This window comes from Demequina aurantiaca, assembly GCF_000975135.1.
Taxonomy (GTDB): Bacteria; Actinomycetota; Actinomycetes; order Actinomycetales; family Demequinaceae; genus Demequina; species Demequina aurantiaca.
Genome location: NZ_BBRF01000001.1, coordinates 1,057,828 through 1,078,523, shown reverse-complemented (window position 1 = coordinate 1,078,523; position 20,696 = coordinate 1,057,828). Strand labels below are relative to the sequence as shown.

The following is a 20,696-nucleotide window of genomic DNA, read 5'->3' as shown; positions in this document are numbered from 1 at the left end:
CCTTGTGTCGCACGGGTGACATTCGGCACGTGTGCCGGCAGCTCCCGCTGTGGTGTTCTTACTCTTCCAAACGGAGTCGGCCACCAAAGGGTTGTGGTGCCATTCTTAGCGGGTGGTCCAGCGCTCGATCAGGAAGGACTCCTCGCCACGAGTGAGACCCGCCTCGCGGTCGCGGTCGAAGCCGCGGACCCGCTCATCCTCGAGGCAGTCCTCTAAGGTCTCGCGCAACCGGCGACGGGTCATGCCCGCGTCGATCGCTCCCTGTCCGGAGAGGTGCGTGCGGCCGGTGGACGACTGCTTGGCTGCACCCAGGCCCTCTTCGGGCAGCCACCAGGGCAGCGATCGCGGGCCGCTGTTCGGCTGCACGCCTTGGTGAATGAGCCACTGTGAAGTCGCCGCGACCACGTCGCCTGTGTGCCCGCCCACGCTGCGAGCGAGAGCGATGAAGTCCTCAAACGAGATGTCCTCCCCGACCGCATTGATTGGTCCGGTGGTGCCAGCAACGATTGAGTCCAGAATCCAGTGGCTGAGGTCGCGCACGTCCAGCGCTCGGACGTTCACGTCTGGGGTGTCGGGGACCAGCACCGGTTCTGCGCCCGCGGTGTGGAAACGCGCGGGCCAGTAGCTGACGCGATCCGTCGGGTCGCCGGGTCCAGCGAGGATGCCCGGACGAGGGGCAAAGAGCTTGTCGCCCACGATGTCGCGGGTCACCCGCTCGCTGCTCACCTTTGCCTCGCCGTACACCTTCATGTCCGCATGCGAGCCACTGGGGAGCCGCGGCCGTAGCGGTGCCGACTCATCCGCGCCTGGCTCCATCCCAGCCGCATACACGGCGATCGATGAGACGTAGGTCCAGTGCGTTGCCCGCTCCCCGATGGCCTTCGCCGCGGCCTCCACCCAGGCAGGCTGCCAGCTCACCTCGATGACCGCGTCCCAGTCGCGATCCTGCACGTCGCGGTACGCGATCACCGAACGCCTGTCCGACCTGATGAACTCGACCCCCTCCGGGACCGTGCCAGACTCCCCTCGCGCGAGGCACGTCACCGAGTCTCCTCGGGCGAGGGCGAGTTCTGCGAGGGTGCGGCCCAGCCACTGGGTGCCGCCAAGAATGAGGATGTTTGCCATGTCCCCATTCAACACCGACTTCTCGCCGGCACGGACCCCCGCGCAACCGCGGGGCTAGGCGGCGCGAGCCACCAGTGCCTCGGCGAAGGCGGTCAGTGCGTTCTTGACGTCACCCTCGGGGAGGTTCGCGATCGACTCGATGGCTTGCGCGCTCCACCGACGTGCGAGCACCGCGGTCTGGTCGACCACGGGGTGCACGGCGAGTTCCGCGACTACCTCTTCGAGTGCTGAATCAGCGGTGAGGTCGCCGTCAATCTTCGCGAGCAGAGCGCGGTCGGCAGCTACTACCGCGGCGTCGAGCGGCACGCGTTCGCCACCGGGTTCAGCGGGGGCATCGGCCTCCGTGGCGATGCGTGCGCGAAGCAACAGTACGGGCATGGTCGGCACCTGCTCGCGCAGGTCCGTGCCCGGAGTCTTGCCGGTGGCCTCCGCACTGGAACGCACGTCGATCACGTCATCCGCGAGCTGGAAGGCGATGCCTGCGAGCTCTCCGTAGTTCGTCACCTGCTGGACGATGGAGGGCTCACAGCCCGCGAACATCGCACCAAAGCGTGCCGAGGTAGCGATCAGCGAGCCCGTCTTGTCCGCAAGCACCTGAATGTAATGGGCGGTGGGGTCTTCGCCCTCGACAGGTCCTACCGTCTCGTGAAGTTGACCGATACACAGGCGCTCGAAGGTCGCGGCCTGAATGCGCACGGCTTCCGGTCCTAGTCCGGCAACCACGCGAGAGGCCCGGGCAAACAGCAGATCACCGGTCAGGATCGCGACCGAGTTGCCCCACACCTCGTGCGCCGCGGGCGCGCCGCGACGCGTGGGCGCGGAGTCCATGACGTCATCGTGGTACAGCGTCGCCAGGTGGGTGAGCTCGCACACGACTGCGGACTCGACCACCTCGGGTCGCGTACCGTCGCCCAGCTGCGCGGTCAGCAGCGCGAGCATCGGACGTAGTCGCTTGCCGCCGGCGTTGACCAGATGACGGCTGGTGGCATCGGCCAGCGCGTCGGACTGCGTGACGGCGTCACGCAGCCGTTCCTCGACGATCTCCAGCCGGGGCTGGATGACGGCGTCGAGCGCAGTGTTACCGATCGGAAGGGCCATGCTTAACCGGCTACGCCGATCAGCAGGACAGCCGCGTTGTTAGCCGCGTCCAGGAACCAGCCCGGCACAATACCCAGCACCAACACGAGGATCATGGTGAGCACCACGACTGCGCGCGCGAGCGGCGAGTGGTCGACCTCGACGGCTTCCTCAGCGCCCTCGGGCACGTCGGTGAAGAACATCAGAATGATCAGACGCACGTAGAAGAACACCGATGCCGCCGAGGCGAGCACCGCGATCAACACGAGCACCCACGCCCCGCCATCAATGGCCGCGCTGAACGCCTGGAACTTACCGATGAAGCCAGCGGTCAACGGAATTCCGGCGAAGGACAGCAGAAACAGCGCCATCGCTCCGGCGAGGAGCGGTGAACGCTTGCCAAGTCCAGCCCACTGGCCGAGCCTGGTGGCCTCGCCGCCAATCGAGCCGTCCTCGGTGCGCTCGCGCACCTGAGTGACCACCGCGAAGGCGCCGATGGTGGCGACACCGTAGGTGACCAGGTACACCGGCAGCGCGCTAAGGGCCTGCGATGAGAATCCTCCGAACGCCACCAGGATGAACCCCGCGTGCGCGATGGACGAATAAGCGAGCATGCGCTTGATGTCCGTCTGGACCAGGGCCACGACGGTTCCGAGCACCATGGACGCGATCGCGACGGCCCAGAACAGCCACGACAGCTCCCAGCCGAGTGTGTAGAACGTCGTGTAGACGATGCGCAGTAAGGCGGCCGCGGCGGCAGCCTTAGTCGCAGCGGCCATGAATGCCGTCACCGGGGTGGGGGCACCCTGATAGGCATCCGGAGTCCACGAGTGGAACGGCACGGCGCCGAGCTTGAAGAGCAGGCCGACGATCACCATGACGGCACCGGTCAGCAGCAGCGGGTCAGTGCTAGCGGTCTGCTGAACCACGAGCGCGACACCCTCGTAGGACGACTGACCGGTCGCGCCGTAGAGCAGCGCCGCACCGAACAGGTAGAACGCCGAGGAGAACGCGCCCAGCAGGAAGTACTTCAGCGAGGCCTCGTGTGACAGCAGCCGGCGGCGACGTGACACCGCGACCATGATGTACAGCGGCAGCGAGAAGACCTCGAGCGCGACGAACAGGAAGATGAAGTCGGTCACCGAGGTAAACAGCATCATGCCGCCCACCGCGAACAACGCGAGCGGGAAGACCTCGGTCAGTTCGAAGCCCTTGCGGCGCGCGATGGTCTCGTCCTGCGACCCGGGCACCGAGGCGCCGAGGGGGGTGAAGGCGGACTCGCCCGCGGAGGTGCGGCTCGCGAAGAGCATCGCACCAAAGATCCCGAACAGCAGGATGATGATCTGCCACAACAGCGACTGCCGGTCGACCGTGATCATGCCGTTCATCACGATGGTGCCGGCGCCTTCGAGCGTCGCCCACTGCAGGACGGCAGCACCGGCAGCGACGAGCAGCGCGGCGATCGACAGGACGAACTGCACCACGCGACGGGTCGCGGGGTTGCGGATGATCGCCTCGAGCAGCACGCCCAGGGCGGCCGCGCCGAGCACGATCATCATGGGAATGAGCGGCGCCCATTCGATGGTGGGGGTCACGAAGGTCATGAACCAGCCTCCTCAACACTCACGATGGACACAATGTCTTGGGCGGGCTCCCGCAGGTAGTTGATGGCGATCGCCGGGAAGAATCCAAGGAGCAGCATCAGACCAATGAGGGGCCAGGCCACCAGGCGTTCGCGCAGCGTGAGCTCGCGAGTCTTCTTGAGGCCCTTGGCCGTGGGGCCGGTGAACACGCGCTGGTACATCCACAGGATGTAGACGGCGGCGAGCACCACGCCAACGGTTGCGAACGCGACGGCGACCGGAACGGCCCCCCACGCTCCGACGAGCACCATGATCTCCGAGATGAACGGCGACAGGCCCGGCAGGGCGAGCGCGCTCATACCGATGATGAGGAACGTGCCCGCGAGAACGGGCACTACCTTCTGCAATCCGCCGAAGTCGCTGATGTTTGCGGAGCCTCGACGCGCGATCAGGAAACCGACCACGAAGAACAGCGCTCCGGTGGAGAGCCCGTGGTTGAACATGTACAGCGCGGCGCCCTCGATGGACGTCTGCTGGAACGCGAAGATGCCGAGCACCATGATGCCGAAGTGGCTGATCGAGGTGAAGGACACAAGGCGGAGCATGTTCTCCTGGCCGATGGCGAGCAGGGCGCCGTACAGCACCGAGATCACCGCGAACACGATGATCACGGGCGCGGCCCAGCGGGCCGCATCGGGGAACAGCACCAGGCACAGCGTGAGCATGCCGAACGTACCGATCTTGTCCAGGACCGCGACCAGCAGCGCCGTGGTGCCGACGCGAGCGGTCTCCGCAACATCGGGCAGCCACGTGTGGACCGGGAACATCGGCGCCTTGATGGCGAAGGCCAGGAAGAACGCGAGGAAGATCAGCCGCTCGGTGGTGGTCGAGAAGTCGATTCCGGTGAGGTTGTCCGTCAGGAAGCCTTGCGGGCCTCCTGGTCCCTGGAAGTACAGGGCGATGACGCCCACGAGCATGATGAGCCCGCCGACCAGCGAGAAGATCAGGAACTTCACGGCGGCATAGCGGCGCTGAAGTCCGCCGAACATGCCGATCAGGAAGTACAGCGGGATCAGCATCGCCTCGAACATGACGTAGAACAGGAAGACGTCACGTGCAACGAAGATACCCACCATGAATGCCTGGCTGAGCAGAATCAGTGCAAGGTAGTTAGTGCGCTTCTTGACGTCGCGGTCCTCGCGCCAGCCGGCCAGGATGGCCAGCGGCGTAAGGATCACGGCGAGGATCACCATGGACAGGCCGATGCCGTTGACGCCCAGCGCCCACGACGTGCCGATTTGCGGGATCCAGCTGTGCGTCTCAGCGAACTGGAACGTGCCGGCCGCGTCGCGGTCGAATTGCAGGAACATCACCGCGGCGAGGATCAACTCGACGGCCGTGAAACCGATCGCGATTTCGCGCACACGGCCACGGGCCGATGCTGGCAAAGCCCAGAGCACCGCCGCACCAACGGCGGGCAGGGCGATAAGTACGGTCAGGAACGGAAACATGGTTTAGAGACCTCCCTGGACCACAATGATGACAAGTATGACGAGGCCGACCAGCATGGTCGCGGCGTAGCCGCGAACCTGGCCTGTCTGCATCTTGCGCGTGACCTCACCGGTCTTAGCAATGCCTGCGGCGGTGCCGTTGGCGGCGCCGTCGACCACTGCGGCATCGGCGTAGACGAGCGTGCGAGTGAGGTGCTGCCCCGGACGCTGGAACACAGCGCGGTTGACCGAGTCCTGGAACATGTCGTTGCGCGCAGCAATGGTGATGAGCGACGCAGGAGGCGGCTCGATCGGGACATCCGCGGCACCGTACTTGCGCCACGCCACGAAGACGCCAATGGCGACGAGGAACAGCGTGGAACCAATCAATCCGGTCACCGGTAGCACAGGCTCGCCGTGCTCGGCATGGCCGGTGACGGGCTCGAGCCAGTCCACGAAGCGGTCGCCCGACGCCAGAATGACACCCAGGAACGCTGAGCCGACGGCGAGGATGATCATCGGCACGGTCATCATGAGCTTGGACTCATGCGGGTGCTGGTCGTCCTCCCAGCGGGCCTTGCCGTGGAACGTCATGAAGAACAGGCGCGACATGTAGAACGCGGTCAGGCCAGCGCCGATGAGTGCCGAGAATCCGAACACCCAGGGCTGCCATCCCTCGCCCACGAATGCGGCCTCGATGATCTTGTCCTTGGAGAAGTATCCGGAGAATGGCGGGATGCCCAGGATGGCGAGCCAGCCAAAGCCGAACGTCACCCAGGTCACGACCATGGCGGCGCGCAGCGCACCAAAACGGCGCATGTTGACGCGGTCGTTCATGCCATGCATGACCGAGCCCGCACCGAGGAACATGCCGGCCTTGAAGAAGCCGTGCGTGACCAGGTGGAAGATAGCGAAGGCGTAGCCGATGGGACCGAGGCCCGCGGCGAGCATCATGTAACCGATCTGCGACATGGTGGACGCGGCAAGTGCCTTCTTGATGTCGTCCTTGGCCATGCCGATCACGGCACCCAGGATGAGCGTGAAGGCACCGACACAGGCGACCACCACTCGGGCATCGGGCGCGCCGTTGAAGATAGCCGCGGAACGAACGATCAGATAGACACCCGCAGTCACCATCGTCGCGGCGTGGATAAGCGCGGATACCGGCGTGGGGCCGGCCATCGCGTCGCCCAGCCAGGACTGCAGTGGGAACTGCGCAGACTTACCGCAGGCAGCGAGGAGCAGCATCAGGCCGATGCCGGTCAGGGTGGCCTCGGAGGCACCACTCACGCCACCAAAGACGGTATCGAAGTCGAGGTTGCCAAACGCGGCGAACATCAGGCCCATCGCGATGATCAGGCCGATGTCACCGATGCGGTTGACCACAAAGGCCTTCTTGGCGGCGGTCGCGTATTCGGGCTTGAAATTCCAGAATCCGATGAGCAGGTACGACGCCAAACCGACGCCCTCCCAACCCACGAAGAGCAGCAGGAAGGAGTCCGCGAGCACGAGTAGCAGCATCGCCGCGACGAACAGGTTGAGATACGCGAAGAAGATGCGGCGATTCGCATCGTCCTCCATGTAGGCCACGGAGTAGATGTGAATCAGCGTGCCGACAAACGTGATCAGCAGCACGAAGGTCAGCGACAGCGGGTCGACGAGCAACCCCGCGTCGAGGTGCATCTCACCGCCCGGGATCCACTCGAACAGATGCACGTTGATGGCGCGGTCGTCCGCAGGGCGGCCGATCATCTGGAGGAAGGCGATGAGGCCCACGAGGAACGCCGATGCCGATGCAGCGACGCCCATCCAGTGGCCCCAAGAGTTGGCTCGCTTGCCGGCCAGCAGCAACACGAATGCGCTCGCTAGCGGCACGGCAATCAAGAGCCAGGACAAGTCCAGCATGCTTAACCCCTCAGTTCTGCGGGCTCGTCGAGCGAGATGCTCTGGCGGGTACGGAAGACGGCAATGATGATCGCTAGACCAACCACGACCTCGGCGGCGGCAACCACCATGACGAAGAACGCCATGACCTGGCCATCGACCTCGCCGTGGATGCGGGAGAAGGACACGAGCGCGAGGTTCGCGGCGTTCAGCATGAGCTCCACGCCCATGAACGCCACGATCGCGTTGCGGCGGGTCAGCACGGCAGCGGAACCGATCGCGAACAGAATGGCCGCGAGGTACACGAAGTTAATGGGATCCATTACTCGCCCTTCCCTTCGGAACTATCTGGCTTACTCGTATCGACGACGGAGTCAGGCGCGGACGCAGGTGGGGTGGGGAGCGAGGACCCGGCAGCGTCCTCGAGCTGAGCACGGAACTCGGCACCATCCTGGGTCTGGTCACGCACCTCAAGCACGCGCGACACGGAGTCGGGAATCGGGTTGCCCTGAGGGTCGAGCGCCGGAATGTCCAGCGCGTTGTGACGGGCGTAGTAGCCGGGCATGGGGCGGTTGACTGGGTCGGCTCCGACCTTGACTCGCGAGGCGGAGATTTCCTTCTGCGTGTGACGCGGGCGCAGTTGCGGCATGTGCGTCATCACCAGCGCGCCGATGGCGGCGGTGATGAGCAGCGCGCCCAGCACTTCCATCACGAGCACGTACTTGGAGAACAGCACCCCGGCAATCACGTCGGGGTCGCCACTCACGGGGGAGGACGACACCGGTAGCGTCACACGGGCAATGATTGAGATGAGGAAGATGCCGAGGCCGCCGGCGGCAAACAGCGCGATCCAGCGCTGCCCCTTGATGCTTTCCTTCAGGTCCTCGCGCTGGTCGACGCCGACCAACATCAGGACGAACACGAACAGCATCATCACGGCGCCGGTGTAGACAACGATCTGGACCACGCCGAGGAAGGGGGCGTCAAGACCCACATACGCGGTGGCGAGTCCGACCATCACGAGCACGATCGACATCGCGATGTGCACGGCCTTCTTGGCGAACAGCAGCGACAGTGCGGGCGGTACCGTCAGCAGCGCGACTACCCAAAAGAGGAACGGATTAATCACGGCCGCCCTCCGATGCAGCAGCAGCCTTGACGTTCTCCGGCAGCGTCGGGTCTTCGGGACGGTGCTCGCGCACCCAGTCGACCTGCTCCTCGACGGGCTCGGTGACTTCTTGGCGGTAGTAGTTGTCGTCCGTGGTGCCCGGCACCATGGGGTGCGGCGCGGCGAGCATGTTCTTGCCCATCGGCGCGAGCAGGTCCTGCTTCTCGTAGATGAGACCTTCACGCGTGGGACCGGCGAGCTCGTACTCGTTGGTCATGGTCAGCGCGCGGGTGGGGCACGCCTCAATGCACAGCCCGCAGAAGATGCAGCGCAAGTAGTTGATCTGGTAGACGCGGCCGTAACGCTCGCCGGGGCTGACCTGGTTGTCGGGGGTGTTCGAGTCACCTTCGACGTAGATCGCGTCCGCGGGGCAGGCCCACGCGCACAGCTCGCAGCCGATGCACTTTTCGAGACCGTCGGGGTGCCGGTTCAGCTGGTGGCGCCCGTGGTAGCGCGGCATGGGCGGCGTCTTCACGCGCGGGTACTGCTCCGTGACCGTGGGTCGGAAGAAGTTGCGCAGGGTGACGCCGAATCCCGCTACGGGAGCGAACGTCTGACCGATCGCGCCCTTCTTGGGTAGGTTCGACTCGAAAGGCTTGGTCTGCCCGTCGCGTTCGCGGTTCACTTCCCAGACGTCGTCTGATTTAGGCATCGGCGTCCTCCTCTTGCGTGGCGGTGTGCGCGTCGACCGTACGGCCGGAACGCGGTGAAGGCGGTAGTGACTGGTGCGGGAGCGGCGGGACCGGGTAGCCGCCGGCGAACGCGTCAAGCGTTTCCGGCTCGGTCTCGCGTCCGGCCAGTTCCTCGTTCTCCTGGTTCTTGCGTGCGTCGCTCACAAAGCTCCACACCGCAATGACGATCAGGATGCCGATGAAACCGGCCAACGCATCGAACACGTTGAGGTCGCGGCCCAGTGAGCTGAACGCCTGGCGGCCCACGGCGAAGAAGACGAGCCAGCCAAGGCCCACGGGAATGAGGACCTTCCAGCCGATCTTCATGAACTGGTCGTAACGGAAACGCAGGACGGAGCCACGGATCCAGACGAAGACGAACATGAGCAGCCAGATCTTGAGGATCAGCCAGATGGGCGGGAAGATGCCCGAATTGAGCATCTCCGCTCCTGGCCACGATGACGCCCATGGTGCGCGCCATCCGCCCATGAACAGCACCGAGGCGACGGCGGAGACGTTGATCATGTTCATGTACTCGGCGAGGAAGAACCACGCGAACTTGATGGACGAGTACTCGGTCATGAAGCCGGCCACCAGCTCACCCTCGGCCTCGGGGAGGTCGAACGGTAGACGGTTGGTCTCGCCGACCATGGAGATCACATACAGGATGAACGCGGGAAGCAGCGGCCAGATCCACCAGCGATCTGCCTGCGAATCCACGATGTCCGCGGTGGACATAGAGCCGGCGAGCATGAATACCGTGACAAGCGACAGGCCCATGGCCAGTTCGTACGAGATGATCTGTGCGGTCGAGCGGATCGAGCCCATCAGCGGGTAGGTCGAGCCAGAAGCCCAGCCTCCCAGCACGATGCCGTAGACGCCGATGGCCGCGCACGCCAGGATGAAGAGCACACCCACGGAGATGTCCGTGAGTTGTAGCGGGGTGACTTCCTCGGTGCCGATGATGCGTGTGGCGGGCCCGAAGGGGATGACCGAGAAGATCAGCAGCGCGGAGAACACGGAGATCATGGGCGCCGCGATGTACAGCACCTTGTCTGCGGCGCGCACGGTGATGTCTTCCTTAAACATCAGCTTCATGGCGTCGGCGACCGACTGCAACAGTCCAAAGGGACCGTGCACGTTGGGGCCGGGGCGTTCCTGGAGGCGACCGATCACACGGCGCTCAAACCACACCGCGAACAGCACGGAAACCAGCAGGAACACCAGAATCAGCACGGCCTTGATGATGACGATCCACATCGAGTCGGCGGCCAGGGAGTCCTGGTCCAGCGTCGAGTCGACCGCTGCGGGAAGTAGATTCATGCCGGACATCACACGCCACCCTTTACCGTGATGGAGTCACCTGGTTCGAGGCCGAGGTCGCGCGCGACCCAGGACCCTGGAGACTTGGACGGGACCCAGACCACGCCGTCGACCATGTCGGTCACGTGCACGGGAAGTTCGAGCGAACGACGCGAGCGACCCATCAGGGTGACCATGCCGTCGGTGACGCCCAGAGCATCGGCCGTGGCCTGCGAGACCCGCGCAACTGCGGTACGGCCGGTGCCGGCGAGGTAGGGCTCGCCGTCTTGCAGCGACCCCTCGTCGACCAGCTGGTGCCACGAGGCGAGGACGAGGTCCTTCTTCTTGGCTGCCTTCTGGGCAGCTGGCTTGACCGCGGGAGCCTTGGGACGGGCCGATGCGTCGGTTGCGCCGAGCGCCGCGATCTCGTTCGCGATCGCCGCCAGCGAGTTGGTGCCGAGGTCGACGCCCATTTCACGAGCGATGAGCGACAGCACGCGGTGGTCCGGAATCGCGTCGGTGGGGATCGCCGTGGCGAACCCACGCAGGCGTCCTTCCCAGTTCACGTAGGTGCCGGACTTCTCGGTGGGAGGAGCGACGGGCAGGACCACGTCGGCATACTCGGACACCTCGGAGCGGCGGACCTCGAGGCTCACCACAAATGGGGTGTTCTCCAGCGCCTTGAGCGCGTCGCCCGTAAGGTCAGACGGCGTCACGCCACCCACGATGAGGGCGTCGAGCCGCTTGGCTCCTGCGGCCACCAGGATCGCAGCAGCGTCGCGACCACGTGCGCCCGGGAGGTCGTCGACTCCCCAGACCTCGGCGACCTCGGCGCGTGCCTTGGCGGAGCCGGCGTCGCGGCCGCCAGGAAGCAGGCCGGGCAGCGCGCCCGCGTCCACAGCTCCGCGCTCGCCCGCACGGCGCGGGATCCACGCAATGCTGGCGCCAGTCTTCTCGGACAGCTTAAGAGCCTCGGTGAGTGCGCCGGCGGAGCCCGCCGCGCGCTCGCCGACGATAATGACGGCGCCATCTTCGCTGAGTGCCTTTACGGTGTCCTTGTCGAGCCCGGCAAGTGCCGCACCCTCCGCACCGGGTACGGCGGGAACTAGGGTCGCGCCCAGCTTCGCGGATCCAGGGGAGACCAACGGCGCCACGGTGAAGACCTGCTGCTTGCCCACGGACTTGAACATGCGCAGGAACACCACGCCGCCCTCGTCCTCTGCCTCGAAGCCCACCAGCAGCACGCTGGGGGCATTCTCGAGGTCAGCAAACGTGACGCCCATGCCGGTACCTGCCACGTGCGCACCCAGGAAGGACTGCTCCTCGTCGCTCGCAATGCGGCTGCGGGTGTCGACGTCGTTCGTGCCGAGCACCGTGCGGGCAAACTTTCCGTACGCGTAGGCGTCCTCAAGCGTGACGCGGCCGCCGGGAAGGACAGCGGCGCCCTTCGAATCCTCCTCGCGGGTCGCGTGAGCGAGCCCGGCAGCGACGGCCTCAAGAGCATCGGGCCAGGGCACCTCGACAAGTTCACCCTCATCGTTGCGCAGCAGCGGCTTGGTGAGGCGGTCGTCAAGGTTCTGCCACTTAAACGCGAAGCGGTCCTTGTCCGTGATCCAGTCCTCGTTGACGACTGGGTCCAAGTCGGCCAGGCGACGCATCACTGTGCCGTGGCGGTGGTCCACGCGGATCGCACTACCCGAGCTATCGTGCTCGGAGATGCTGGCGCTCGAGACCAGGTCGAACGGCCGAGAGCGGAAGCGGTACGCAGCGGAGGTCAGGGCCCCCACGGGGCAGATCTGCACGGTGTTGCCGGAGAAGTAGGAACTAAACGCCTTGCCGGACTCGTCCTCGGCTGCGACGCCCACGGGGCCATAACCATCGAAGCCCAGCACGTCCTCGTCGAACGTACCGATCTGCTGCATCGCGCCGCGGTTCTGCAGGTCGATGAAGGCGTCGCCCGCGATTTCCTTCGAGAAGCGGGTGCAGCGCTGGCACAGGATGCAACGCTCACGGTCGAGCAGAATCTCGCTCGACAGCGGCAGCGGCTTCTCGAAGACGCGCTTGGTGTCGACAAAGCGGGACTCTGGTCGACCGGCACTGAGCGCCTGATTCTGCAGGGGGCACTCGCCACCCTTGTCGCAGGTGGGGCAGTCCAGCGGGTGGTTGATGAGCAGGAGCTCCATCACACCCTTCTGGGCTCGCTCGGCCTCTTCGGAGGTGTGCTGCGTATTGACGATCATCCCGTCCATGGCGGTCATGGTGCACGACGCCTGCGGCTTGGGGAAGGGCCGTACGTTGCCTTCGCGGTCGGGAGCGGCGACATCGACCAGGCACTGGCGGCACGCACCGGCCGGCTTGAGCGCCGGGTGGTCGCAGAAGCGCGGAATCTCGATGCCCGCTTGCTCGGCGGCACGAATGATCAGCGTGTTCTTGGGAACGGTGACCTCGGTGCCGTCAATGGTGAGTGTGACGGTCTCGACGGGGGTGGCGGTGGCCTTGTCCGCGGTGGCGGTCATGCGTGTGCCTCCTCGATAGCGGGCGCATCGGACGCATCGGCGTACTCGAATAGCGCGGATGCGGAGTGGTCGAATGGGCAGCCACCCTGGGTGACGTGGGCCTCGTACTCTTCCTTGAACAGCTTGACTGACGACGTGATGCAGGACGTGGCGCCGTCGCCTAAGGCGCAGAACGCGCGGCCCAGGATCGAGTCGCAGGTGTCGAGCAACTGCTGGATGTCGGCCTCAGTGCCGGTACCGGCCTCGAGGCGCTTCAGAATCAACGCGAGCCAGTACGTGCCCTCGCGGCACGGGGTGCACTTACCGCAGGACTCATGCTTGTAGAACTCGGTCCAGCGGGTGACGGCGCGCACCACGCACGTGGTCTCGTCGAAAATCTGTAGGGCGCGCGTACCGAGCATGGAGCCTGCCGCACCCACGGATTCGTAATCCAGCGGAGTGTCGAGGTGCTCGTCGGTGAAGATGGGAGTCGAGGATCCGCCGGGGGTCCAGAACTTGAGTTCGTGACCCTCGCGCATGCCGCCGGCCATCTCGAGAAGCTCGCGCAGCGTGATGCCAAGCGGCGCCTCATATTGACCGGGGTTCTTGACGTGGCCGGACAGCGAGAAGAAGCCCATGCCCTTGGAACGCTCGGTGCCCATGGACGTGAACCAGTCCACGCCACGGTCGATGATGGCCGGGACCGAGGCGATGGACTCCACGTTGTTGACCACAGTGGGTCGCGCGTAGAGACCGGCGACGGCGGGGAACGGCGGCTTAAGGCGCGGCTGGCCGCGGCGGCCCTCGAGCGAGTCGAGCAGTGCGGTCTCCTCGCCACAGATGTACGCTCCGGCGCCGGCGTGAACCGTGACGTCCAGGTCGAAGCCCGTGCCGTGAATGTTCTTGCCGAGATGTCCGGCCGCGTAGGCTTCCTCGACCGCCTTCATGAGACGGCGGTAGACGTGAACGACCTCGCCGCGCACGTAGATAAAGGCGTGGTTGCAGCCGATGGCGAAGGACGTGATGGCCACGCCCTCGATCAGGGTGTGCGGTGCGCTCAGCATCGTGGGAATGTCCTTGCACGTGCCCGGCTCAGACTCATCCGCGTTGACCACGAGGTAGCGCGGAAGGCCGTCGTCCGGGGGCAGGAAGCCCCACTTCATTCCCGTGGGGAAGCCTGCGCCTCCGCGTCCGCGCAAGCCCGAGTCCTTCACCGCCGCGACGATGTCTGTGGGCTCCATGGCGAGAGCCTTCTTCAGACCTGCATAGCCACCGTGATTGGTGTACGTGTCGAGGGTCCAGGAGTTCTCGGCGCCCCACGTGGCGCTCAGGACGGGAGTCAGATCGGTCACTTGCCCGCCTCCTTCCAACCCTGGTCCTTGGCGACCTTGAGGCCCGCGAGCGTCGGCTCGCCAATGCCCTGGTCCTCGTCCGCGCGACCATCCTGGAAGCCGGCGAGGACACGCGAGGTTTCCTTGAAGCTGGCGACGGTGTTGGCGCCGCGGGTGGGAACCACGGCCTTACCAGCAAGAATGTCGTCGATAACCTTGAGGGCGCTCTCCGGCGTCTGGTCGTCAAAGAACTCCCAGTTGATCATCATCACGGGCGCGTAGTCACAAGCGGCGTTGCACTCGAGTCGCTCCAGCGTGACCTTGCCGTCAGCCGTGGTCTCGTCGTGGCCAACGCCGAGGCGCTCGGATACCTGACGGTAGATCTCGTCGCCGCCCATGATGGCGCACAGGGTGTTGGTGCACACGCCCACCGCGTACTCGCCGTTGGGGCGGCGCTTGTACTGCGTGTAGAACGTGGCGACCGCGCTGACCTCGGCGGAGGTCAACTCCACCTGCTCGGCGCAGAACGCGATGCCGTCGGGGCTGACGTAGCCATCGATCGACTGCACCAAGTGCAGTAGTGGCAGGAGCGCGGAGCGCTTGACGGGGTAACGGCCGATGATCTCGGCCGCATCCTTGGTCAGGCCCTCAAGGGTCTGCTCGTCGTAACTCATCGGTCTACGCCTCCCAGCACGAAGTCCATAGTCGCGATGGCGACCACCACATCGGCCACCTGTCCACCCTGGCAGAGAATCGACAGCGCCTGCAGGTGGTTGAAGCCCGGGTCGCGGAAGTGGGCACGCCACGGCTTAGTTCCGCCGTCGCTCACGAGGTGCACACCGAGCACGCCCTTAGGGCTCTCGATCTGCTGATAGACCTGACCGGCCGGCACGGGGAAGCCCTCAGTGACCAGCTTGAAGTGGTGAATCAGCGCTTCCATGGACTGACCCATGATGTGCTGGATGTGGTCGAGCGAGTTGCCCTGGCCGTCGGGACCCAGCGCAAGCTGAGCGGGCCATGCGATCTTCTTGTCGGCGACCATGACGGGCTGACCCTCCATGGCGTCCAGACGGTCGCAGCACTGCTCAATGATCTTGAGCGACTCGTAGCACTCCTCCATGCGGAGCACGACGCGCGAGTACGCGTCCTCGTCCGTGGACGTGGGGACCTGGAAGTCGTAGGTCTCATAGCCGCAGTACGGGTTGGTCTTGCGCATGTCGTACGGCAGACCGGCCGACCGCAGCATTGGGCCCGTGACGCCAAGCGCCATCGCGGAGGACAGGTTCAGATTTGCGATGCCCTTGAGGCGGAGCTTGAAGATGGGGTTTTCGAGCTGCAGATCCGCGAGTTCGTCGAGGCGCTGCTTGACGTCGGGCATCAGCTCGCGGATGTAGTCAACCGCGCCCTCGGGTGTGTCCTGCGAAACACCGCCGGGACGGATGTAGGCGTTGTTGGTGCGCAGGCCGGTGATCATCTCGATCACGCGGAACGTCTGCTCACGCGCGATGAACGCGGTAGTCATCACCGTGGTGGCGCCCATCTCGTTGCCGCCTGTACCGATGGCGACCAGGTGGGAGCCGATTCGAGTGAGCTCCATCATGAGCACGCGCAGCACGTTGGCGCGCTCGGGGATGTCGTCAGTAATGCCGAGCAGCTTCTCGATCCCGAGGCAGTAGACGACCTCCTGGAACATCGACTGGACGTAGTCCATACGAGTACAGAACGTCACGCCCTGGGTCCAGGTGCGGAATTCCATGTTCTTCTCGATGCCCGTGTGCAGGAAGCCGATGCCGGCACGGGCCTCGGTGACCGTCTCGCCTTCGATTTCGAGCATCACGCGCAGAACGCCGTGGGTGGACGGGTGCTGCGGGCCCATATTGACGACGATGCGCTGCTGGCCGAGACGCTTGGCCTCTTCCGCGATGTCCGACCAGTCCTGGCCGTACGCGGTGTACTCGGGTGCGTCCTCGTCGGCCGAGAAGGCGCCCGTCGCGTGGGTGCTGAAAGTCTGCGGGCTCATCGGTACTGCCTCCGCGTGTCGGGTGATGGGATCGTCGCGCCCTTGTACTCGACGGGGATTCCGCCCAGCGGGTAGTCCTTACGCTGGGGGTGACCCACCCAGTCGTCGGGCATTTCGATGCGGGCGAGCGACGGGTGGCCGTCAAAGATGATGCCGAAGAAGTCCCAGGTCTCGCGCTCATGCCAGTTGTTGGCCGGGTAGACGCTGGTGATGGACGGCATGTGCGGGTCGTCGATGGCGACGGCCACCTCGATGCGGACGTGGCGGTTGTGCGTGATGGAGTGCATCGGGTACACCGCGTGGAGTTCGCGGCCCGTGTCGTCCGGATAGTGCACGCCGGAGACTCCCAGACAGAACTCAAATCGCAGGTCCTGGTCGTCCCGCAGGTGCGTCATGACGGTCAGCAGGTGATCGCGGTTTACGTAGATCGTCAACTCGCCGCGGTCGACCACGACGTATTCGAAAGCCTCGTCAGCATCGTCCCCCAGCAGTTCCTCGAGGATGTCCACGACGCCGTCGAACCACTCGCCATAGGGGCGCTCAGAACTGCCAGGCATCTGCACGGCCTGGGTAAGGCCGCCGAAGCCAGAGGTGTCACCTGCGCCGGAGAACATGCCCTCGCGGACGTTGATCAGCGTGATGGGAGCGCGACCCTCGGGGTCCGGAATTGCGGAGGAGATGTCGACATTGCTCTCCTCGATGTCCGTCTTCTTGGGGGCCGTCTCGACAGGAGACTTCTTGGGCGCGTCCTTCTTTGAGACCTTGTCGCTCAACGGAGCAGTCCCTTCATGTCGGACGTGGGCGTCGCCTCAAGGGCGGCGCGCTCCGCGGCGGCGGCCATCTCCTTGCGGTTCGCGCCCAGGGGCGTGTTGCGAATCTGGTTCTGAAGCTCGACCAGTGCATTGAGCAGCATCTCTGGGCGAGGCGGGCAGCCCGGCAGGTAGATGTCGACGGGCACCACGTGGTCCACGCCCTGCACGATCGCGTAGTTATTGAACATGCCACCCGAGGATGAGCAGACACCCATCGCGATGACCCACTTGGGCTCGGCCATCTGGTCATAGACCTGGCGAAGAATCGGTGCCATCTTGTTGGAGACACGGCCGGCGACCAGCATCATGTCGGCCTGGCGCGGAGACCCACGGAAGACCTCGGAGCCGAGCCGCGCGATGTCGAAGCGGGGCGTGCCCGTGGCCATCATCTCGATGGCACAGCAGGCGAGGCCGAACGTCGCTGGCCACAGCGAACCCGCTCGCATGTAACCAAGGAAATCCTCGACTCCACCGAGCATGAACGGAGGTGCGTTTTCTTCAAGTCCCATTTTTTACTCCCACTCAAATCCGCCGCGGCGCCACTCATACACAAACGGAATCGTGATGAGGAACAGGAAAGTCATGATTGCGATCAGACCAAACCAGCCGAGTGCTTGGTGCGCCACTGCCCACGGGTAGAGGAACACCACTTCGATGTCGAAAATAATGAAGGTCATTGCGACCAGGTAGTACTTGATCGGGATGCGACCACCGCCGGCCGCGCCCGGGGTGGGCTGCAGGCCGGACTCGTAGCGGTCAAGCTTCGCCGAGTTGTAGCGCTTGGGCCCCAGCATCGAACTGATGATGACGCCACCTAGGGCCATGAGACCAGCGATGGTAATCATCGCGACGATCGGCACGTAGGGATTCACTTCGCGCTTCCTTTCATACGTCCACCTTGGTCAAAACTGTTCTCGGACACGCGTCTAAGCCGCCGGGGCAACTTTAGTCAGGGCTGACAGCAATTTGTCGGCCCAATTGCCCCCGCGCGGCTCATAGACATCTGCTAGCAGTCTAGAAGTAAATTCCATCACTAGCGGACTCGCGAGCCCGTACCGGGTGCAGATGCGCATCACCGACGGGTGTTCCACAAGATTCGCGAACACCCGACCGAGCGAGTAGTACCCACCCAAGTCATCCTTCATCATTTGAGCGTACGAGGCCAACGCGGCCTCGGCAGCATCGTCCGTAGTCGCGGCGCGCGAGGCGACGGCCGCCTCGGTGGCGCGGCGTGCGGCCTGCATCGCGTAGGCAATCCCCTCGCCGTTGAACGGGTTGACCATGCCACCGGAGTCACCCACGAGCATCATGCCGGGGACGTAATGCGGTTGGCGGTTGAAGGCCATCGGGATCGCCGCGCCCTTGATGTCGCCGATCTGGTTGCCGAACTCCCAGTCCGCGGCGGAGTGGTCGAGCCAGTCGGCCATGAGCGCGCGGTGGTCGAGCTTGGAGGGCTTGCCCTTGGCGCTCAGGGTGCCCAGGCCCACGTTGGCAGTGCCGTCGCCTAGCGGGAAAATCCAGCCGTAGCCTGGCAGGAGCTTGGAGTTGCCGCGCTCACCGTCCCAGATTTCGAGGTGGCCCTCCATCCACTCCTCTGCGTGGCGCGGGGTCTCGTAATAGGTACGGACGGCCACACCGATGGGGCGGTTCTGCTTGCGCTCGATTCCCAATCCCAAGGCGATGCGGGCACTCACACCGTCGGCGGCGATGACCAGTGGGGCGGTGTAGGTGACCTCGTCACCCACCTTGCGGCCCTTCTCGTCAGTCTGCTTGGCCGTCACTCCGGTGACGCGTCCCGAGCGCTCGTCGCGAGTGGAGCCAGTCACGAACCAGCCCTCGCGCACGTCCGCACCGCCGGCACGCGCGTGCTCGGCAAGCTTGTGGTCGAAGGCCGCACGAGGCAGGCTCAGGCCGTAGTCGGGGAAGGACTCGAGGTCGTGCCACGGAAACTCAAGACGGTGGCCACCGCCCACCATGCGCAGGCCCTTGCTGGGGATCCAGCCGTCCTCGCGGGGGGTCTCGAGACCGATCATCTGCAGCTCACGAACGGCGCGTGGCGTGAGTCCGTCGCCGCAAACCTTCTCGCGGGGGAAGCGTGACTTCTCGAGGGCGATCACGTCAAAACCCTCTTGTGCCAGGTAATACGCTGCGGCAGAGCCACCAGGGCCCGCGCCTATCACGATGACATCGGCTTCAGTTCTCACGCGTCTAGGGTACGCGCCGTGAACGGGTGCCCGCGCACATCCTCCTGGTCATTACCAGCGCAAATAACGCAACGAAATTCGCGCGTAAATATATAGGAGGGAATTTGCATGTTTTGAGGGTGCCCGTGGCTGCCGTGTCGCCGTAGTGTGAGATTCAACGCACTGCGGGAACTCTCGTGGAGCGACCCAGTGCGCGGACAGCGCGCCTACGAGGAGGCATGAGTGAGCGACGTCGGCGGCACCTGGGCGGGAACCCATCAGTTCGCGGCGACGGGGGTCGTCTCAGCCACGACCGTCGCGGAGGTGCAGGGTGTCGTGCGCCGGGCGGCATCCTCCGGCGGCCGCGTGCGCGCCCTCGGCACCCGGCACTCGTTCACGGACCTCGCGGACTCCTCGGGAACGCTCGTGACCGTCACGGGGATCGCACCCGACGCGGTCATCGACGAGGCGACCATGACCGTCACGGTTGGAGCGGGAGCCGCGTACGGCCACCTCGCGACCTGGCTTGAGAGTCAGGGCTTCGCGCTGCACAACATGGGCTCGCTCCCCCACATCTCCGTGGCCGGCGCTGTTGCCACCGGCACTCATGGCTCCGGCGTCACCAACGGCTCCCTCGCGACCGCCGTCGCGGGCTTCGAGTACGTCAATGCGAGCGGTGAGGTCGCCACGGTCGCCCGCGGCAACCAGGACTTCGAGGCGCTCGTGGTCGGCCTGGGCGCCTATGGAATACTCACGCGAATCACGCTGGACATTCAGCCCAGCTTCGCGATGCGCCAGGACGTCTACACGGGATTACCGTGGGACACGCTGCTGGCAGACGTCGATGCGGTCGTAGGCGCGGGCTACTCCGTGAGCCTGTTCACCACATGGGCGGAGTACTCGCTCGAGCAGGTGTGGGTGAAGTCTCGGCTCGACGCGACCACGCTGCTCGTCCCCGCAGACTGGCTTGGCGCGACACGGCTGACCGGACCCACCAACCTGGTGGGAGGGGACCCCGCAGCGCTCACCGAGCAGCTCGGCGTTGAGGGTCGGTGGCTAGACCGCTTGCCGCACTTCCGCCTCGACAACACCCCCAGCAACGGTGATGAGATTCAGACGGAGTACTTTGTGCCGCTGGCCAGTGCGGCCGATGCGCTGGTTGCGGTCCAGACCCACGCCTCGGCCATCGCCCCGCACCTGTTGGTGACGGAACTGCGGACCGTCGCCTCAGACGAGTTGTGGCTCAGCGGGGCGTTCGAGCGCGAGAGCCTCGCGATCCACTTCACGTGGCGCAACAGTCCGGCGCAGGTGCAGCTGGTGCTGCCACTGATTGAGGACGCGCTGGAGCCCTTCGCCGCTCGCCCACATTGGGGCAAGCTGCACCTGTTTGACGCCGCCGACATCGAGCGCGTCACCCCGATGTTGGGGGCGACCCGCGAGCTCTTCGAACGCCTCGACCCCACCGGGATGTTCTCCAACGATCACCTCGAGCGCCTCGGCCTGCGGATACCGCGCGTTCTCTCCCCCATCGCGGACACGACCCCCTAGCCCAGCG

General features: G+C 65.1%; 18 protein-coding genes. 1 reads left to right on the top strand and 17 read right to left on the bottom strand.

Annotated features, from left to right (window positions below):
- Window positions 1-105: 105 nt before the first annotated feature.
- Genes AOP73_RS04835 through AOP73_RS04755 form a run of 17 tightly spaced genes read right to left on the bottom strand, consistent with a single transcriptional unit; the run spans window position 106 to window position 19,162 of the window.
- A complete protein-coding gene (locus tag AOP73_RS04835) occupies window positions 106-1,125 on the bottom strand; it encodes an NAD-dependent epimerase/dehydratase family protein (protein ID WP_061963452.1) in 1,020 nt (339 codons plus the stop codon).
- 54 nt (window positions 1,126-1,179) lie between these two features.
- Window positions 1,180-2,223 carry a polyprenyl synthetase family protein gene (locus tag AOP73_RS04830; protein ID WP_061963449.1) on the bottom strand — a complete coding sequence of 348 codons (1,044 nt, stop codon included), beginning with the start codon at window positions 2,221-2,223 and terminating at the stop codon, window positions 1,180-1,182.
- Between the two features lie 2 nt (window positions 2,224-2,225).
- A complete protein-coding gene (gene nuoN / locus AOP73_RS04825) occupies window positions 2,226-3,806 on the bottom strand; it encodes an NADH-quinone oxidoreductase subunit NuoN (protein WP_061963447.1) in 1,581 nt (526 codons plus the stop codon).
- Window positions 3,803-5,296, bottom strand: coding sequence for an NADH-quinone oxidoreductase subunit M (locus AOP73_RS04820; protein WP_061963445.1), 1,494 nt, complete (start codon window positions 5,294-5,296; stop codon window positions 3,803-3,805). The genes nuoN and AOP73_RS04820 overlap by 4 nt, the downstream gene beginning before the upstream one ends.
- A gap of 3 nt (window positions 5,297-5,299) precedes the next feature.
- A complete protein-coding gene (nuoL, locus tag AOP73_RS04815) occupies window positions 5,300-7,180 on the bottom strand; it encodes an NADH-quinone oxidoreductase subunit L (protein ID WP_061963443.1) in 1,881 nt (626 codons plus the stop codon).
- Window positions 7,181-7,182: 2 nt separating this feature from the next.
- Window positions 7,183-7,482 carry an NADH-quinone oxidoreductase subunit NuoK gene (nuoK, locus tag AOP73_RS04810; protein WP_061963441.1) on the bottom strand — a complete coding sequence of 100 codons (300 nt, stop codon included), beginning with the start codon at window positions 7,480-7,482 and terminating at the stop codon, window positions 7,183-7,185.
- Window positions 7,482-8,288, bottom strand: a complete 807-nt coding sequence (locus tag AOP73_RS04805; protein ID WP_061963440.1) for an NADH-quinone oxidoreductase subunit J — start codon at window positions 8,286-8,288, stop codon at window positions 7,482-7,484. The genes nuoK and AOP73_RS04805 overlap by 1 nt, the downstream gene beginning before the upstream one ends.
- Window positions 8,281-8,979 carry an NADH-quinone oxidoreductase subunit NuoI gene (gene nuoI, locus AOP73_RS04800; RefSeq protein WP_061963439.1) on the bottom strand — a complete coding sequence of 233 codons (699 nt, stop codon included), beginning with the start codon at window positions 8,977-8,979 and terminating at the stop codon, window positions 8,281-8,283. Before nuoI ends, AOP73_RS04805 begins: the two co-directional genes overlap by 8 nt.
- Entirely contained in the window at window positions 8,972-10,321 is a 1,350-nt protein-coding gene (gene nuoH / locus AOP73_RS04795; protein WP_084626720.1) for an NADH-quinone oxidoreductase subunit NuoH, read from the bottom strand. The genes nuoI and nuoH overlap by 8 nt, the downstream gene beginning before the upstream one ends.
- Window positions 10,322-10,329: 8 nt before the next feature.
- Window positions 10,330-12,816: an NADH-quinone oxidoreductase subunit G gene (locus tag AOP73_RS04790; RefSeq protein WP_061963437.1), complete on the bottom strand. Its 2,487-nt coding sequence runs from the start codon at window positions 12,814-12,816 to the stop codon at window positions 10,330-10,332.
- Window positions 12,813-14,147: an NADH-quinone oxidoreductase subunit NuoF gene (nuoF, locus tag AOP73_RS04785; protein WP_061963436.1), complete on the bottom strand. Its 1,335-nt coding sequence runs from the start codon at window positions 14,145-14,147 to the stop codon at window positions 12,813-12,815. Before nuoF ends, AOP73_RS04790 begins: the two co-directional genes overlap by 4 nt.
- On the bottom strand, window positions 14,144-14,800 hold the full coding sequence (nuoE, locus tag AOP73_RS04780) for an NADH-quinone oxidoreductase subunit NuoE (RefSeq protein WP_061963435.1): 657 nt from the start codon (window positions 14,798-14,800) through the stop codon (window positions 14,144-14,146). Before nuoE ends, nuoF begins: the two co-directional genes overlap by 4 nt.
- The gene (locus AOP73_RS04775) at window positions 14,797-16,146 is read right to left on the bottom strand and encodes an NADH-quinone oxidoreductase subunit D (protein WP_061963434.1); all 1,350 of its coding nucleotides are present in this window, start codon (window positions 16,144-16,146) and stop codon (window positions 14,797-14,799) included. The genes nuoE and AOP73_RS04775 overlap by 4 nt, the downstream gene beginning before the upstream one ends.
- Window positions 16,143-16,919, bottom strand: coding sequence for an NADH-quinone oxidoreductase subunit C (locus AOP73_RS04770; protein WP_084626569.1), 777 nt, complete (start codon window positions 16,917-16,919; stop codon window positions 16,143-16,145). The genes AOP73_RS04775 and AOP73_RS04770 overlap by 4 nt, the downstream gene beginning before the upstream one ends.
- The gene (locus AOP73_RS04765) at window positions 16,916-17,467 is read right to left on the bottom strand and encodes an NADH-quinone oxidoreductase subunit B (protein WP_061963432.1); all 552 of its coding nucleotides are present in this window, start codon (window positions 17,465-17,467) and stop codon (window positions 16,916-16,918) included. The genes AOP73_RS04770 and AOP73_RS04765 overlap by 4 nt, the downstream gene beginning before the upstream one ends.
- Before the next feature lie 3 nt (window positions 17,468-17,470).
- Complete coding sequence (locus tag AOP73_RS04760; RefSeq protein ID WP_084626568.1) at window positions 17,471-17,830, bottom strand: NADH-quinone oxidoreductase subunit A; 360 nt, start codon at window positions 17,828-17,830, stop codon at window positions 17,471-17,473.
- Window positions 17,831-17,884: 54 nt separating this feature from the next.
- Window positions 17,885-19,162 (bottom strand): geranylgeranyl reductase family protein, encoded by a 1,278-nt coding sequence (locus tag AOP73_RS04755; RefSeq protein ID WP_061963431.1) that lies wholly within the window; start codon window positions 19,160-19,162, stop codon window positions 17,885-17,887.
- Between the two features lie 222 nt (window positions 19,163-19,384).
- Here AOP73_RS04755 and AOP73_RS04750 point away from each other — a divergent pair, with 222 nt between their 5' ends.
- Entirely contained in the window at window positions 19,385-20,689 is a 1,305-nt protein-coding gene (locus AOP73_RS04750; RefSeq protein ID WP_061963430.1) for an FAD-binding protein, read from the top strand.
- The last annotated feature ends 7 nt before the right edge of the window (window positions 20,690-20,696 follow it).

What these genes read in the sequence shown, in the direction of transcription:
- AOP73_RS04790 (WP_061963437.1), bottom strand. Translation starts at nt 12,816, where the DNA reads ATGACCGCCACCGCGGACAAGGCCACCGCCACCCCCGTCGAGACCGTC.
- nuoK (WP_061963441.1), bottom strand. Translation starts at nt 7,482, where the DNA reads ATGGATCCCATTAACTTCGTGTACCTCGCGGCCATTCTGTTCGCGATC.
- AOP73_RS04830 (WP_061963449.1), bottom strand. Translation starts at nt 2,223, where the DNA reads ATGGCCCTTCCGATCGGTAACACTGCGCTCGACGCCGTCATCCAGCCC.
- AOP73_RS04775 (WP_061963434.1), bottom strand. Translation starts at nt 16,146, where the DNA reads ATGAGCCCGCAGACTTTCAGCACCCACGCGACGGGCGCCTTCTCGGCC.
- nuoE (WP_061963435.1), bottom strand. Translation starts at nt 14,800, where the DNA reads ATGAGTTACGACGAGCAGACCCTTGAGGGCCTGACCAAGGATGCGGCC.
- AOP73_RS04765 (WP_061963432.1), bottom strand. Translation starts at nt 17,467, where the DNA reads ATGGGACTTGAAGAAAACGCACCTCCGTTCATGCTCGGTGGAGTCGAG.
- nuoL (WP_061963443.1), bottom strand. Translation starts at nt 7,180, where the DNA reads ATGCTGGACTTGTCCTGGCTCTTGATTGCCGTGCCGCTAGCGAGCGCA.
- nuoI (WP_061963439.1), bottom strand. Translation starts at nt 8,979, where the DNA reads ATGCCTAAATCAGACGACGTCTGGGAAGTGAACCGCGAACGCGACGGG.
- AOP73_RS04835 (WP_061963452.1), bottom strand. Translation starts at nt 1,125, where the DNA reads ATGGCAAACATCCTCATTCTTGGCGGCACCCAGTGGCTGGGCCGCACC.
- nuoH (WP_084626720.1), bottom strand. Translation starts at nt 10,321, where the DNA reads ATGAATCTACTTCCCGCAGCGGTCGACTCGACGCTGGACCAGGACTCC.
- AOP73_RS04820 (WP_061963445.1), bottom strand. Translation starts at nt 5,296, where the DNA reads ATGTTTCCGTTCCTGACCGTACTTATCGCCCTGCCCGCCGTTGGTGCG.
- nuoN (WP_061963447.1), bottom strand. Translation starts at nt 3,806, where the DNA reads ATGACCTTCGTGACCCCCACCATCGAATGGGCGCCGCTCATTCCCATG.